Source organism: Sphingosinicella sp. CPCC 101087, assembly GCF_004151485.1.
Classification (GTDB): Bacteria; Pseudomonadota; Alphaproteobacteria; order Sphingomonadales; family Sphingomonadaceae; genus Allosphingosinicella.
In genome coordinates this window covers 136609-151387 of sequence record NZ_SBFF01000004.1, presented here as the reverse complement: position 1 = coordinate 151387, position 14779 = coordinate 136609, and the positions used below count along the sequence as shown (strand labels likewise).

The 14779-nt window shown below is 68.0% G+C and carries 13 protein-coding genes; 8 read left to right on the top strand and 5 right to left on the bottom strand.

Annotated features, from left to right (window positions below; all coding sequences use genetic code 11):
* The first annotated feature begins 179 nt into the window (after positions 1-179).
* Genes EKM57_RS07990 through EKM57_RS07980 form a run of 3 tightly spaced genes read left to right on the top strand, consistent with a single transcriptional unit; the run spans position 180 to position 2445 of the window.
* Entirely contained in the window at positions 180-1493 is a 1314-nt protein-coding gene (locus tag EKM57_RS07990; protein ID WP_129791967.1) for an NAD(P)H-binding protein, read from the top strand.
* Positions 1490-1963 (top strand): DUF2269 domain-containing protein, encoded by a 474-nt coding sequence (locus EKM57_RS07985; protein ID WP_129791966.1) that lies wholly within the window; start codon positions 1490-1492, stop codon positions 1961-1963. The genes EKM57_RS07990 and EKM57_RS07985 overlap by 4 nt, the downstream gene beginning before the upstream one ends.
* A complete protein-coding gene (locus tag EKM57_RS07980) occupies positions 1960-2445 on the top strand; it encodes a hypothetical protein (RefSeq protein ID WP_129791965.1) in 486 nt (161 codons plus the stop codon). The genes EKM57_RS07985 and EKM57_RS07980 overlap by 4 nt, the downstream gene beginning before the upstream one ends.
* Positions 2446-2524: 79 nt before the next feature.
* Here EKM57_RS07980 and EKM57_RS07975 read toward each other — a convergent pair whose 3' ends face one another.
* Together EKM57_RS07975 and EKM57_RS07970 are read right to left on the bottom strand one after the other, a co-directional pair.
* Positions 2525-2821: a hypothetical protein gene (locus EKM57_RS07975; RefSeq protein ID WP_129791964.1), complete on the bottom strand. Its 297-nt coding sequence runs from the start codon at positions 2819-2821 to the stop codon at positions 2525-2527.
* A complete protein-coding gene (locus EKM57_RS07970) occupies positions 2818-3333 on the bottom strand; it encodes a hemerythrin domain-containing protein (RefSeq protein ID WP_129791963.1) in 516 nt (171 codons plus the stop codon). The genes EKM57_RS07975 and EKM57_RS07970 overlap by 4 nt, the downstream gene beginning before the upstream one ends.
* A 64-nt stretch (positions 3334-3397) precedes the next feature.
* Here EKM57_RS07970 and EKM57_RS07965 point away from each other — a divergent pair, with 64 nt between their 5' ends.
* The 3 genes from EKM57_RS07965 to glf all read left to right on the top strand — a co-directional run bounded on the left by EKM57_RS07965 (position 3398) and on the right by glf (position 8426).
* Complete coding sequence (locus EKM57_RS07965; protein ID WP_129791962.1) at positions 3398-3916, top strand: CinA family protein; 519 nt, start codon at positions 3398-3400, stop codon at positions 3914-3916.
* Positions 3874-6000: an NAD(+) synthase gene (locus tag EKM57_RS07960; protein ID WP_129791961.1), complete on the top strand. Its 2127-nt coding sequence runs from the start codon at positions 3874-3876 to the stop codon at positions 5998-6000. The genes EKM57_RS07965 and EKM57_RS07960 overlap by 43 nt, the downstream gene beginning before the upstream one ends.
* Positions 6001-6083: 83 nt before the next feature.
* Positions 6084-8426 (top strand): UDP-galactopyranose mutase, encoded by a 2343-nt coding sequence (glf, locus tag EKM57_RS07955; protein ID WP_243450944.1) that lies wholly within the window; start codon positions 6084-6086, stop codon positions 8424-8426.
* A gap of 29 nt (positions 8427-8455) precedes the next feature.
* Here the strand turns inward: glf and EKM57_RS07950 are convergent, their stop codons facing one another.
* The 3 genes from EKM57_RS07950 to EKM57_RS07940 all read right to left on the bottom strand — a co-directional run bounded on the left by EKM57_RS07950 (position 8456) and on the right by EKM57_RS07940 (position 12189).
* Positions 8456-10618: a family 1 glycosylhydrolase gene (locus EKM57_RS07950; RefSeq protein ID WP_129791960.1), complete on the bottom strand. Its 2163-nt coding sequence runs from the start codon at positions 10616-10618 to the stop codon at positions 8456-8458.
* A gap of 223 nt (positions 10619-10841) precedes the next feature.
* Positions 10842-11873: an aldo/keto reductase gene (locus tag EKM57_RS07945; RefSeq protein ID WP_129791959.1), complete on the bottom strand. Its 1032-nt coding sequence runs from the start codon at positions 11871-11873 to the stop codon at positions 10842-10844.
* 10 nt (positions 11874-11883) lie between these two features.
* Positions 11884-12189, bottom strand: a complete 306-nt coding sequence (locus EKM57_RS07940) for a helix-turn-helix transcriptional regulator (protein WP_129791958.1) — start codon at positions 12187-12189, stop codon at positions 11884-11886.
* Positions 12190-12432: 243 nt separating this feature from the next.
* On the opposite strand from EKM57_RS07940, the gene EKM57_RS07935 reads away from it, so the two are divergent.
* Positions 12433-13257, top strand: a complete 825-nt coding sequence (locus tag EKM57_RS07935) for a LytTR family DNA-binding domain-containing protein (protein ID WP_129791957.1) — start codon at positions 12433-12435, stop codon at positions 13255-13257.
* 135 nt (positions 13258-13392) lie between these two features.
* On the top strand, positions 13393-14475 hold the full coding sequence (locus tag EKM57_RS07930; protein ID WP_129791956.1) for a M23 family metallopeptidase: 1083 nt from the start codon (positions 13393-13395) through the stop codon (positions 14473-14475).
* Positions 14476-14779 lie beyond the last annotated feature (304 nt).

Here is a 14779-nt window from a genome sequence, read left to right as displayed (position 1 = left end):
CAATTCCGTGGCGGGTGCCTGCATCGACTCGCGCCTTTCCGCGCGAAACCGGATCCACCTGCCGCCCCGCCATTGCGAGATGGACGCCACGGGTCGTCCTTCCTGCCGCCCGTGTTGCAGGGTACGGAACGGAGGCCGATGCGGCCGGTTCTGCTTTGTCCTGATGCGAGGAGGCATGGTTGCGGGTCCTGCTGCTCGGTGCGACCGGACTGATCGGCTCGGCGGTGGCGGCGCGCCTCGCCGCGGATGGGCACGAGGTCGTCGGTGTCGCGCGCAGCCTCGATTCCGTGGCGCGCCGGGTGCCGGTCGCACGCTGGCGGCGGCTCGACCTTCGCTCCGCACTGGCACCGGGGGACTGGCTCCCTTTGCTCGAAGGCGTGGATGCCGTCGTGAACTGCGTTGGCGTGCTTCAGGACAGCCCGCGCGATTCCCCTTCGCGGGTGCACGATGCGGCGCCGCGGGCGCTATGGCAGGCCTGCGTCCAGGCCGGCGTCCGCCGGGTCGTCCATTTCTCCGCCATGGGCGTTGATCGCGGCGGTCTCAGCGATTTTTCCCGCAGCAAGCAAGAAGGCGATTCCGCCCTTGAAGCGAGCGGCCTCGATTGGGTGATCCTTCGCCCGTCCGTCGTCGTGGGCCGGCCGGCTTATGGCGGCAGCGCCCTGTTCCGCGGGCTCGCCGCTCTGCCCCTGCTTCCCTGCATCCCGAACGCCGGGCCGATCGACATCGTTCAGCTCGATGATGTCGCCGAGACTGTCTCGCGGCTGCTTGACCGGCCCACGCACATGGAAGGGCGAACGGCTCCGTCACAGGTCGCGCTCGAGCTGGCCGGGCCGGATCGGCTCGCCTTCGAGGATGTGGTCGCCGCCTATCGCCGCTGGCTCGGCTGGCGTCCGGCACGCCGGATCCACGTCCCCGCCTTTCTCCTCGCCGCGGCCTGGAAAGCGGGCGACCTCGCCGCGCGGCTTGGCTGGCGGCCGCCGATCCGCAGTACCGCCGGGGCCGAGATCGTCCGCGGGGCCGTCGGCGACAGCAGCGGCTGGACGGCGGCGACGGGGATCCGTCCGCAGTCGCTCGAGGCCGCCTTGGCCGCCAATCCCGCCTCGGTCCAGGAGCGCTGGTTTGCCCGTCTTTATCTGCTGAAGCCGGTGGCGATCGGGGTCTTCGCCTTGTTCTGGCTGATGACCGGGCTGGTCTCGCTCGGCCCCGGCTGGAACCACGCCGTCGACGTGATGGAGATGACGGCGGCCGCGCGCCTTGCGGAGCTGGCGGTGGCCGGCGGCGCTCTGGTCGATCTCGCCGTCGGCGCGCTCATTCTCTGGCGGCCGACTGCCCGGCTCGGCCTGATCGCCGCTTTGCTCGTCTCTCTTGCCTATCTCCTGCTCGGAACCTTGCTCCTGCCGGCGCTGTGGGCGGATTCGCTCGGTCCGATGATGAAGGTGTGGCCGATCCTCGCGCTCAACCTTGTCTGCCTCGCCATCCTGGACGAACGATGACCTATCTGATCCTCAAATATCTCCACGTGATCGGCTCGACCGTCCTGCTCGGCACCGGCGCGGGTATCGCCTTCTTCATGCTGATGGCGCACCGCACCGGCAACCCGGCGACGGTCGCGGCGACCGCACGGATCGTCGTCATCGCCGACTATGTCTTCACCGCGACCGCCGTCGTCGCTCAGCCGGTCACCGGGCTGCTGCTCGTCCGCACGCTCGGCTACGATCTCGACGAAGGCTGGATTATCGCCTCGATCGCGCTCTATCTGTTCACCGGGGCTTTCTGGCTGCCGGTGGTTTGGATGCAGGCGAAGATGCGCGATCTGGCGAGGGAGGCGGCGGCGGCGGGGGAGCCTCTGCCCGAACGATATCACCGGCTCTACCGGCTGTGGTTCGCCTTCGGCTTTCCGGCTTTCTTCGCCGTGCTCGCGATCTTCTGGCTGATGATCGCCCGGCCGGACATCGCCTTGTGAGGCTCGGCTCCCGCCTCTTCGTCGGCGCCGTGGCTGGTCTGGTCGGCACCATGGCGATGACCTCGGCGATGCGCCGTCTTCACCGGCGCCTGCCCGCGAAGGAGCGCTACCCCCTCACGCCGCGGGAGATCGTTGATTCGGCCGCGGCCCTGTCGGACGAGGCGGCGAAGGACACCACGATCGCCGCTCATTTCGCTTATGGCGCCGGCTGCGGGGCCTTGCTCGCGGCGGCCGGCACCCGCCCGGGCCCGGCGGCCGGGGCTGCTGCCGGCGCGGCCGTGTGGCTGGGCAGCTATATGGGGTGGATCCCTGCTCTGAACCTGCTCCGGCCGGCGGTCGATCACCCGGCCCGCCGCAACGCGCTGATGATCTGGGTCCACCTGGTCTGGGGCGCCGCCACCGCCAAGGCGATCAGCGAGCTCGCCGAAGCGCGCGAGACGATCTTCGCCGCAGGTCCGGACAAGGATGCGCCGGGCGGCTGAAGGCCGGCGAGAATTCGCGCGCAGCTCGCGCCCACGTCACCCCTTCCCGCCGGGTGACGCGACGGTTCTGCCGCGCCGCTCAATCCACCTTCGGGCTGACCGCCGGCGGGTCGCTGGCGGGGAAGCTCTCGTCCATCGCCTCGTCGACCGAATCCCATTCCTTGGGCGGGTCCCGCATCGCCTCCGGCCCGGCCGACCTGGCGCTTCCCGATTGGCCGACCGGTCCCGGTGCGGTCCTTCCGTGGCGGTGCGCGGCCGCCCGGGGCTCCTCGTCGCTGCTCCACCGTCGGCGGGTGAACAGCGCTGCCGCCAGTCCCGCAATCGCGGCGCCGCCGGCGGCCATGATGGTACGGTTGCGGTTCCAGCCCATGGTCATACCTCTTCGTGCTTCAGAGCCGCCGGCTCGGCCGGTGGCAGACCTTCGCTTGTCGCCAGCGCCATCAGCTCGGCCTTGCGGGCCGCGAGCTGCTCGCCCAGCGCCTCCAGGTCGATGTCGGCGGCGCGGGTCTGCTGGAACAGGTTGTCGCGCTGCTTCTCTTCCTCTTTCACATGGTGCTCGATCAGTTCCTTCAGCACCTTCACCTTCGCATCGTAGAAGCTCTCGTCGGGCTCGGCCGCCTCGAGCTCGTTGACCAGCAGCTTGGCGCTGTCGTGCTCGACATAGGCTTCGTCGAGATCGGAACTCTCCACCTTGCCGCGCACGGCAGGATAATAGATTTCCTCCTCGATCATCGTGTGGACCTTGAGCTCGGTGCAGATCTCCTTGACGATCTTTTCCTTCGCTGCGGCGGTGCCTGCCTTCTCGAACTGCTCGAACAGGGCCTCCACCTTGCGGTGATCTTCCGCGAGCAGTTTGAGGCCGTCCTTGGGCTTGTCTTCGGTAGGCATGGATGATGTCTCCTGATTGCGCTGGTGGAACATTCGGAGCAATGCCGAGGTTCCCGACGCGAAGTTGAGCGAGGTCAGGAAGTTGAACGATACGGAGACGCTCTGGCCGGTGCTTCCCGACGCCGTCGAGGAAGCGACCCGGCGTCTGCTCGCCAAGGCCTGCGAGCGCGACCTCAGCCTCGCCACGGCCGAGAGCTGCACCGGCGGCATGCTCGCCTCGTTGCTGACCGACGTGCAGGGTGTCGCCCACGCCTTCGATCGGGGCTTCGTCACGTACAGCGAGGTGGCGAAAATCGAGATGCTCGAAGTTCCCGCCGAAATGATCGCCGAGAAGGGGGCGGTGTCGCGCGAGGTGGCGATCGCCATGGCCGAAGGCGCGCTCCGGCGGTCCGACGCCAACATTGCCCTGGCCGTTACCGGCTTTGCCGACAGCGGCGACGAGCCGGGGCTGGTCCACTTTGCCTGCGCCCGCGCCGGGCGTAAGACGGCGCACCGGGAGGAGCATTTCGGCGCGATCGGCCGCGGCGCCACCCGGGTCCAATGCATGCGGGTCGCGGTCGAGATGATGACGGAGATGCTGTGACGGACGACAGGGATGGGAAGGGGGCGTCGCCTTTCGCAGCGATTCACCGCCACGGCTATGTTCGGGTCGCCGCCGCGACTCCGCTCGCTTCCTCGGGCGACGTCGTCTTCAACGTGGACCAGACCCTCGCTCTGGCGAGGCAGGGCCATGATCGCGGCGTGGACCTCATCGTCTTTCCGGAGCTCAACATCAGCTCCTACGCGGTCGACGACCTCCATCTCCAGGACGCCTTCCTCGACGCGGTAGAGCTCGGGATCGCCCGCCTTTGCGCCGAGACGGCGGGCTTGTCTCCGGTGCTGGTGGTCGGGGCGCCCGTCCGCCGCAACGGCCGGCTCTACAATTGCGGCATCGCCGTGTCGCGCGGGCGCATCCTCGGTATCGTGCCCAAGAGCTTCCTGCCCAATTACCGCGAATATTATGAGAAGCGCTGGTTTGCCTCGGGCATCGGCCTCGAAGGCATGACGGTCGAGCTAGCCGGCCAATCGGCGCCCTTCGGGCCGGACCTGATCTTCGCCGCCGGCGATCTCGCCGACTTCGTCTTCCACGTGGAGATATGCGAGGATTATTGGGCGCCGCAGCCGCCCTCCACCATCGGCGCGCTCGCCGGCGCGACGATCCTGTGCAATCTCTCCGCCTCCAACATCACCATCGGCAAGGCGGACGAGCGCAAATTGCTCTGCGCGAGCCAGGCCAGCCGCTGCCTCGCCGCCTACATCTTCTCGGCCGCCGGCCCGGGCGAGAGCACCACCGATCTCGCCTGGGACGGCCAGGGCTCGATCTACGAGCTCGGTGAACTGCTCGCCGAATCCTCGCGCTTCTCGCGCGAGCCTGAGCTGTGCGTCGCGGATGTGGATGTGGAGCGGCTCCGGCTCGAGCGGATGCGCAACGCGACCTTCAACGACAACGCGCTGGCCATCGGCCACCCCGAGAAGCGGGTGCGCCGAATCGCCTTCGATCACCGCCCGGCCTTCGCTGACATCGGATTCGAACGGAAGCTGCGCCGGTTCCCCTACGTCCCCAACCGGGCCGAGCAGCTCGATCATGACTGCTACGAGGCGTTCAACATTCAGGTGCAGGGGCTGGCCCGCCGCTTCGAGGCCACGAGCGGCAATCATCTCGTCATCGGCGTCTCCGGCGGCCTCGATTCGACTCACGCGCTGATCGTCGCTGCCAAGACCTGTGACTATCTCGGCCTGCCGCGCTCGACGATCCTCGGCTTCACCATGCCCGGTTTCGCGACCGGAGAGGCGACCAAGGCCAATGCCTGGGCGTTGATGGAGGCGCTCGGGATCGAGGGCGAGGAGATCGACATCAAGCCCGCCGCCCGGCAGATGCTCGCGGACATCGGCCATCCCTTCGCGTCGGGAGAGCCGGTCTATGACGTCACGTTCGAAAACGTGCAGGCGGGCCTTCGCACCGATTATCTGTTCCGCCTGGCCAATCAGCGGCGGGGCTTCGTCGTCGGCACGGGCGACCTCTCCGAGATCGCGCTCGGCTGGTCGACCTACGGGGTCGGCGACCAGATGAGCCACTACGGCGTCAATGCCGGCGTGCCCAAGACCCTGATCCAGTATCTCATCCGCTGGGCGATCTCTTCGGGGCAGTTCGACGAGCGGACCGACCGGATTCTCAAGGCGATCCTCGACACCAAGATCTCGCCCGAACTCGTGCCCGCCGACGAAAAGGGCGGCATGCAGAGCACGGAGGAGCGGATCGGCCCCTACGAGCTGCACGATTTCTTCCTGTTCCACATCCTTCGGACGGGGCAGCCGCCGTCCAAGGTGGCCTTCATGGCATGGCAGGCGTGGAAGGATGCGAACGCCGGCCTGTGGCCGATCGAGTATCCGGAAAGCCTCAAGCGCGAATATGACCTGGAGACGATTTGCAAGTGGCTCGAGGTCTTCCTGTTCCGCTTCTTCCAGATCAGCCAGTTCAAGCGCTCCGCCATTCCCAACTCGCCCAAGGTCTCTGCCGGCGGCGCGCTCAGCCCGAGAGGCGATTGGCGCGCCCCCAGCGATGGAACGGCAGCGCCCTGGCTCGACGAGCTCAAGCGCGCGTTCGATCCGGGGGCTGATCTGGGTTAGCGAGAATGTAGCCGCTGCCGAAGGGAACCCGGCATCGGCCCGGTACGTTGTTGAAAAAGCTAAATCTTTCAGGGGTTCCTCAATTGGTCATCAACACGGGCGCCTCGTCGGGGGCGGACGCTTCGCGCCTGCCGCCGGACGGCACGCTGATCTGCTTTTCTCACTTGCGGTGGAATTTCGTCTTTCAGCGCCCGCAGCATCTGATGAGCCGCTTCGCCGCCGCGCGCCGCGTGGTCTTTTGGGAGGAGCCCGAGGTCGCCTCACGGGACGGAGAGCCGGGCCTGTCCGTCCGCGAATGCCCCGACAGCGGTGTCATCGTGGCGACGCCCGCCCTTCCCGAAGGTCTGGATGAAGAAGCGCAGCGGCTCGCGCTGAAGGCGCTGCTCGATGCTTTCCTCGCCGGCGAATCCCGACCGCTGGTCCGCTGGTACTACACGCCGATGATGCTGCCATTCTCGCGCCACCTCGACGCGGGCTGCACGGTCTATGACTGCATGGACGAGCTGGCCAATTTCCGTTTCGCGCCGCCGCAGCTCGTCAGTCTCGAGCAGGAGCTCTTCGATACGGCCGAACTGGTCTTCACCGGCGGCTACAGCCTGTTCGAGGCGAAGAAGGACCGCCACTCCAACATCCATCCCTTTCCGTCCAGCGTCGACCGGGTCCATTTCGCCCGCGCCCGATCGATTGACGACGACGATCGGCGCACGGGCCAGCCCCGCCTGGGTTTCTTCGGCGTCGTCGACGAGCGGATGGACCTCGGCCTCCTCGCCGCGCTGGCCGACACGCATCCCGAATGGTCGATCGAGATCGTCGGGCCCGTCGTGAAGATCGATCCGGCCGAGCTGCCGGTGCGTGCCAACCTCCACTATCTCGGCGGCCGCACCTATGCCGAGCTTCCGGCCCATCTCGGCCGCTGGGACGTCGCTTTGATGCCCTTCGCGGTCAACGAGGCCACGCGGTTCATCTCGCCCACCAAGACCCCGGAATATCTCGCCGGCGGCCGGCCGGTCGTATCGACGCCGATCGCCGACGTGGTTCGCCATTATTCCGATCTGGAGGCGGTGTTCATCGCCGACGGCCCCGAGGCCTATGTGCGCGCCTGCGAGGCGGCCCTGGACCTCGCCCGCTCGGAGGACCGCGACTGGCTCCACGCGGCCGATCTCAAGCTGTCCAGTCTCAGCTGGGACATAACCCAGGCGCGGATGGCCGGCCTGGTGCGGGAAGCGACCAGGATATTGCCCGCCTCCGGCCCGGCCGTGGCCGGTACGCGCGCGCGCAAGCGCTACGATTATCTCGTCGTCGGCGCCGGCTTTGCCGGGTCTGTGCTCGCGGAGCGGCTGGCGTCCCGGCACAATGCGCGGGTGCTGGTCATCGACAAGAGGCCGCATGTCGGCGGCAACGCTTACGACCGGATCGACCAGTCCGGTCTGCTCATCCACCAATATGGGCCGCACATCTTCCACACCAATTCCGACGAGATCGTCGACTACCTGTCCCGGTTCACGGCTTGGCGTCCCTATGAGCATCGGGTCTTGGCGCATGTGCGGGATCGGCTCGTACCCATTCCGATCAATCGCACCACGATCAACGACTTGTTCGGCGCCGATCTCGCGAGCGACGACGACGCGGCCGCCTGGCTGGCCGCGCGCGCCGAGCCGGTGGCGGAGATCCGTAGTTCCGAGGACGTCGTCATCGCGGCGGTCGGGCGCGAGCTCTACGAGCTTTTCTTCCGCGGCTACACGCGCAAGCAATGGGGCATCGACCCTTCCGATCTCGACAAGTCGGTGACCGCGCGCATCCCGACCCGCACCAGCACCGACGACCGCTATTTCGGGGATCGGCACCAGATCATGCCGCGCGACGGCTACACCGCCATGTTCAACCGAATGCTCGACCATCCGAACATCGATATCCTGCTCTCAACGAGCCACGACGATGTCAGGGACGAGATCGACGCGGGGCACGTCATCTATACCGGCCCGATCGACGAATATTTCGGATTTCGCTTCGGCAAGCTGCCCTATCGCAGCCTCCGCTTCGAGCACAAGGTGGTGAACCGTGAGCGCTTTCAGCCGGTTGCGGTGGTCAATCATCCCGATCCGAACGTGCCCTATACCCGCGTCACCGAATACAAGCATCTGACCGGTCAGCAGCATCCGATGACCAGCCTCACCTACGAATATCCGTCTGCCGAGGGCGATCCCTATTATCCGATTCCCCGGCCGGAGAACGAGCGGCTCTACAAGCGCTACGAGGCGCTCGCCGACGCCGCCGAGGGCGTCACCTTCGTCGGCCGGCTCGCCACCTATCGCTACTACAATATGGACCAGGTGGTCGGCCAGGCGCTCGCCACCTTCCGTCGGCTCGACCGGCGCCGGTCGGTATCCGCCGGCGCGGACGACGGCCTTGCCGTGGCCGCGGAGTGAGTTCGGGCCCGCACGCCTGAGGAGCTCGATCAGGCCGCCTCGGCACGGCCTTCGGCAGGGTACGACTCGGCGATCCAGGCATCGATAGCTTGGTCGAGAGGGCGAAGCAGCAGGTCGTGGCTGTCGGCGCCCGCGCCGTGGCGTCCCTCACAGCCCGAAGCCTCGATCACCAGGTCCGGGTCGTGGCCGGTCCGCGCCGCCAGGCTGCGCGCGAAGCCGTGCCAGCTGATTCGCCCCTGGTTTGCGACGTGCCGGACGCCGCGCTCTCCGTCGATCAGCAGGTCCAGCGCGGCATGGCACAGGTCGGGAAGATAGGTGGGCGAGATGAAGGTGCGCGGACAGGCGCTGACCGTCTCCCCGCGCGCCAGGGAAGACAGCGTGCTGAAAGCGAAATTGTCCCGATCCCGGGGCCCGAAGACGGGCGCCGCCCGCAACGTCAGGGCGTTCGGGTGGGCGGCCGGCACCGGCCGCTCGGCTTCGACGTTGCCGGCGTCAGGGCTGCGGATCGGCGAGCCTGCATCCTCCTCGGGATCATCCGCCCTGGCCTCCGCGGAGATCCACGGGCCGGAGGAGAAGGCGAGGAGCGGGATCGCGTGTTCGGCGCACGCGCGAGCGAGCCGCACGGCCCTTTCGACATGTCGGGCCGTGCCGCTGTCGCCGTCGCGCTCCGGGCCGGGGATGTCCAGCGGGCCCGCGGCGTCGATCACAGCCCAGGGCCGGTGGCGCGCGATCGCCTCGCCGATGGCCGCATGGTCGCAAAGTCCGGGCTCGCCACGGCCGATCGGGCGGAAGGGAAGCCCGCGCGTGGTGCAGATCCGGGCCAGGGCCTGGCCGAGGATCCCGCTCCCGCCGTTGATCAGCAGCGGGCGACCTTCGGGCGCCTCGGTGACGGCGGGTGCGTTCCACGCATAGAGCCGCGACGGGCGCCGCCACCAGCCGGGCACGTCCAGCACCGGATGGTCGAAATCCTCGCCGCGGGCGAATCGGGCGGCAGCCGTGGCGATCACGGTCGCCCGCGGTCGGGCCCCCCGTGTGTCGAACGCGCCGCAATCATAATGGCCGAGCCGCTCGGTCAGCAGCGATCGCCAGTCGACATTGCCGAACAGCGACCAGAGCGTGACGGCGGTGATGCCGACCCCCTGCTCGCGAAGCTTCTCTGCCGTCCGCCAGGCTTCCGCGACCCAACGAAGCTGCTCGTCGCGCGTGCAGCCGTGATGAACCTCGGTAAGCGCGATCGGCAATCCGTACCGTGACCAGGCTTCGCGCAGACGCGGGCCGAGCCCGGTCTCGGCTTCCAGCCGCTTCACCCGCACCGCTTCGGCGTCGACATAGTGGTCGCGGCCGTTCCCGCCCTTCTCGTGGCCGGGATAGAGATGGCTGCGATGGTCCAGGAAGCGCTCGCTCGTCAGATAATGATTGATCCCGATCAGATCGGGTCGCCCGGCTCCGGTCTCGAGCGTCTCCAGCGACGCCTCCGCGACGCCGGCATCGTGCAGGATCGCCCGCCAGCGATGTCCGCGGTCGATCCTCCCGCACAGAAGGTCCAGGCTCAGCCAGCGTCGTCCGTTCTCGTGCGCCGCCTGGTAGCGCAGCGGCTCGGTCGAGAAGGTCTTGCCGAGATCCTCGGTCTGGACGAGCCGGGCGCCCGGAATGCGTGCGCGGATGGCCGCCATCGCGGCGACGGTGCCGAGGCACTGGTTGACCAGCGCCCCAAGGAAGGCCGGATAGTCCCGGCGGTGCGGGTACCAGTGGCCGTACAGGCCGGAGAAGCGCGCCGTGGTCAGCGGCTCGTTGGTCGGCGTCCACGCGTCGATCCAGGGATAGCGCTCGGCGACACGGCCGGCAAAGTCCGCGAGCTTGGGTGCGAAGTCCGGATCCAGCAGGTGCGTATAATGCGGCCCCGAGCCGTGATGCAGCAGCGTCGCGATGACCTTCGTGCCCCGCTCGCGCAGCCTCGCCATTCGCTCGTCGGTCCAGCCGAAGTCCGGCCGGTCGAGCCGCTCCGGCGCGATCGACTCCCACAGGAGGGGGTAGCGCACGGTGCGGATCCCCAGGTCGGCGATCAGGTCGATATCGTCGATCCGGTCGCGATGTCCGGTCTCCGCGACCTGGTCGCGCCACCCGTCGCGGGTGCGCACGATCGAGCATTCGACGCCGCCCCAAAGCTCCAGCTCTTCCGCTTGGGCCGCCATCGTCTCTCCTCGCCGGCCGCCTCGAAGCGACGAGGAACGAACCGGTCACGCGCCGCCCCGTTCCCCCGCCTTCACCTGGATCAGCGATCTTTCCGTTCTGCCGCCGCGGATTGCGTGCGGCGCCGCACGCTTTCCCACCCGCGATTCGGCCGCGAAACGGGCCTGCCCGGATCGGCGACGGGTGCTGGCCCGCGTCCGGCGCACCGGGTGGTGCGCTTGGTCGCTACCAGGCTGTCGGCTTCGGATTGCGCGAGTCGAAACCCTTCTGGTGCCAGTAGGGATAGGCCGGCTCGCGCCGGCTCGCCGCGTCCAGCCTCGCTATCTGATCCTCCGTCAGCGACCAGCCGACGGCGCCGAGATTCTGCTTGAGTTGCGCCTCGTTGCGGGCGCCGACGACGATGTTCGCAACGGTCGGCTTGGCGAGCAGCCAGTTCAGCGCCACCTGCGGGATCGTCTTGCCGGTCTCCTGTGCGATCTCGTCGAGCAGGTCGACCACGTCGTGGAGATACGCCTCGTCGACGCGGGGCCCGCCGACCTCGCCGCCTTGGGCGAGCCGGCCCTCCCGCGGCGGCTGGCCGCGCCGGATCTTGCCGGTGAGCCGGCCCCAGCCGAGCGGGCTCCAGACCATCAGACCGACGCCCTGATCCAGGCCGAGCGGCATCAGCTCCCATTCGTAATCGCGGCCGATCAGCGAATAATAGCCTTGATAGGCGACGTAGCGGGCGAGGCCGTGTTTCTCGGACGTGGCCAGCGATTTCATCAAGTGCCAGCCGGAGAAGTTCGACGCGCCGATATAGCCGATCTTGCCGCTGGTCACGAGATCGTCGAGCGCGCGCAGCGTTTCCTCGACCGGCGTGAGCGCGTCGAAGCCGTGAATGAAATAGACGTCGATATGGTCGGTCCCCAGCCGCTTCAGGCTGGCCTCGGCGGCGCGGACGATGTGGTAACGCGACGATCCGACGTCGTTCGGGCCGCTGCCGACCGGGAAGGTTCCCTTGGTCGAGATCAGGGCCTGCTGGCGCTTACCCTTGAGCGCCTGCCCCAGGATTTCCTCCGACGCGCCTTGCGAATAGGTGTCGGCGGTGTCGAAGAAGTTCACGCCATGATCGAGGCACAGGTCGATCAGGCGCCGGGCCTCGTCCACGTCGGTCTGGCCCCAGCGCGAAAAGAATTCGTTGGTCCCGCCGAACGTGCCGGTCCCGAAGCTGAGGACGGGCACCATGAGGCCGGACCCTCCGAAACGACGATATTCCATATGTGACCTCCTAGGCGGACTGGGTGAGGATGGCGTCGAGCAGGCCGGGAAAGCGCCCGTCGAGATCGTCGCGTCGGACCACGTTGATCACTTCGACGCCCTTGCGCTCCGATCGGATCAGGCCGGCCTCGCGCAGCACGCGATGGTGATGCGACACGGTCGACGGGGGCAGATTTTCGCAAGCCTGCCCGCAATTCAGGCCGCCGCTCGCAAGCAGCTTCTCGACGATCGCGCGGCGGGTCGGATCGGACAGGGCATGGAGGATCCCGTCCAGGCCGATGTCACCGGCGGCAGGATGGTTGAACGTCCGGCTCATGCTCGGGCCATGTAAAGCGCTATTCCCATGTTTCAAGAACATTGAAATAGGCGTTACGGACCTTGCGAGACATGGCGAGCGACGCTGCCGCCCGCCGAGACGCCCCACCGGCCCGATGCCGCCTTTCCTTCCCAACAACTCGCGGCACGGCCACGCAGCCTTTGCCGGCCGCATCGAACTCAAGAGCGAATCGCACTATCATGTGTGGCGCGCTTTCGGCGAAGAAGCTCTGGAGACCCGAGGATGTTCTCGATTTCCGGCCTGGCCAGGCTCGGCCTGCTCAGCGCCGCCATATGGGCCGCGGTCGCGTTGATCCTGGCGGGCCAAGCCTATCTGGTCAGCGCGTTTCGCGGGTCGCCGCAGGCTTGGTGGCCGTCCTTCGCCTACACGGCGGCGATCTTCTCGGTCTGGGCGATCCTCACGCCCGGCCTCGTCGCTTGCGTGATGAAGGCCGAATCCTCGCTTCGGCCCACGGCGCTGAGATGGGGCCTTTACGGCCTCGGCCTTCCGGTGACGGTGGCGCTCCACGTCGGGATCTTCGTCCTGCTCTACTGGAACTTCTACAATGACGATGGGCGAATTCCGGACCGCTGGGCGATGGCGGAGCGCATGTTCGTTCGCAATCTCGATACCGATCTCCTCTTCTATGCGGCGATCGTCGTCGGCGCGGCGGCAGCTTCGCGATGGAAGCGCCGCGCCGCACGGCCGGCGGCCGACCCCCGGGGGACCCGCGGTGGCCCGGCGGCCCAGTTGCGCATCAGGGAGCGGGGCAGGATCCGCTTCGTTCCGATCGCCCGCATCGAGCTGATCCGCGCCGCGGGCGACTATAGCGAGGTGGTGGCGGCGGGAGAGAGTCATTTGCTCGAGCAGTCCCTCGCATCGCTGGAACGCCTGCTTCCCGCCGCCGAGTTCGCGCGTATCCACCGCGGGACGATCGTTCGCGTCGACCAGGTCAGGGAAGTCCGCGGCGTCGGGCGCGGCGATGCGATCGTCCGCCTCGCCAACGGATCCGAAGTGCGGCTCAGCCGCCGCTACCGCAAGGGCCTTGCCGCCCTCGATACCGGCTGATTCCCGCTCGAAGAGGCCCCGGTCCCGCTCGTCGCGACAAGGCTGGCGAGGGCGTCTGGACCGCCTAGCTCCCGGACACTCAGTTCATCCGGGGAGGCGTTGATGCGGTTAGTATGGCTTTGTGCGGGAGCGTTCTTGGGGATCGGAATCCCGGTCGCGACGGTGGCGGTGGAGGCGATGCAGGCGCCACAGCTGCGGCAGGGATTCGACCTCGTCGTCCGGCACGCACCGCTGCGATTCAAAGCGGCGGGGCGCGATCGGCTGGCCTACGAGCTCTACCTGACCAACCACGCATCGTCGCCGCTCGAACTTGTCCGCATCGACATTCTCGACGGGGACGGCGATGCCGTCCTCGCCGACCTGGCCGGCGAGGCGCTGATGCGTGCGTCCGACGTGGTCGGTGAGGCCGAGGCGGCCGGCGCGCCGATCCGGGTCGCTTCCGGCCGCGTTGCCATCGTCTATGTCGACATTCCCCTTCCCGCAGATCGGACGCGGGCACGCAGCCTGCGCCATCGGCTGACCTATCGGGGGAATGGAGAGGCGGTCGTGACCGGCGGCGAAACCCCGGTGGCCTCCGCCGATCCGCCTGTGCTCGGCCCGCCCTTGCGCGGCGGGCCATGGACCGCCGTCTACGATCCCGGCATGGCTCGCGGCCACAGGCGCGTCGTCTACGCCGTAGGCGGGCGGGCTCGGATTCCCGGCCGCTTCGCGATCGACTGGATGTCGCCCGACACGCAAGGCCCGCGCGGCTTCGGCTCCGAAGTATTGGCGGTCGCCGACTCGACGGTCGTCGGGGTCCGCGACGGGGTAGAGGAGCCGGATCCGGGTGAGCCGCGCCCGCCGGTTTCCCTTTCCGAGGCGTCGGGAAATTACGTCGCGCTCGACATAGGGGCCGGGTTCGTCGCCTTCTACGAGCATCTGGCGCCCGGATTAAGAGTGGCGGTCGGCGATCGCGTCCGAAAGGGACAGGTGGTGGGACGGCTGGGTTCGACCGGCCAGGCCTCCCGGCCGCACCTCCATTTCCATGTCGCGAACGCCAATTCCCTGCTGGACGCGGAGGGGGTTCCGTACATCCTCACCGGCGCCACGATCGTCGGCCGATATCCGGATATCGGGAGCGCCGACGAGGGCGGATCATGGCAGGCGCTCCCGCACGAGCCTCTCGGCCCCGGCGGAAACCACCTGCCTCCCCCGAACACGGTGGTGCGGTTCGACTGAGGGCGAAAGGCGAATCCCATGATAGCCTAAGCGCGCCCGCCACGACGTGCCTCCAAATGCGCAGGACGCAATGGCGGCCGTCGGTCGTTTGCAGGCGCGGCGCGCGCAGGCGATCGTGCACACGGGGGCCCGAACAACCACCGGTCAACGCCGGGCCCCGTGCCACTCCGACGGTGAAGGCATGAGTCAGAATTTCGACCAGCATGCCCGCCCGCGCGAGTCGCGTCGGCCGATCGGTGCTCGGGCCGGTTCGGCCTCGGATTTCATGCCAAATCCCTGCGGCGCGCGCCCAACTTGGAGTCTG

Excerpts from the sequence above, each read along its gene's own strand:
- EKM57_RS07985 (WP_129791966.1), top strand. The coding sequence starts at position 1,490 with ATGACCTATCTGATCCTCAAATATCTCCACGTGATCGGCTCGACCGTC.
- EKM57_RS07975 (WP_129791964.1), bottom strand. The coding sequence starts at position 2,821 with ATGACCATGGGCTGGAACCGCAACCGTACCATCATGGCCGCCGGCGGC.
- EKM57_RS07970 (WP_129791963.1), bottom strand. The coding sequence starts at position 3,333 with ATGCCTACCGAAGACAAGCCCAAGGACGGCCTCAAACTGCTCGCGGAA.
- EKM57_RS07960 (WP_129791961.1), top strand. The coding sequence starts at position 3,874 with ATGCATGCGGGTCGCGGTCGAGATGATGACGGAGATGCTGTGACGGAC.
- EKM57_RS07950 (WP_129791960.1), bottom strand. The coding sequence starts at position 10,618 with ATGGCGGCCCAAGCGGAAGAGCTGGAGCTTTGGGGCGGCGTCGAATGC.
- EKM57_RS07945 (WP_129791959.1), bottom strand. The coding sequence starts at position 11,873 with ATGGAATATCGTCGTTTCGGAGGGTCCGGCCTCATGGTGCCCGTCCTC.
- EKM57_RS07940 (WP_129791958.1), bottom strand. The coding sequence starts at position 12,189 with ATGAGCCGGACGTTCAACCATCCTGCCGCCGGTGACATCGGCCTGGAC.
- EKM57_RS07935 (WP_129791957.1), top strand. The coding sequence starts at position 12,433 with ATGTTCTCGATTTCCGGCCTGGCCAGGCTCGGCCTGCTCAGCGCCGCC.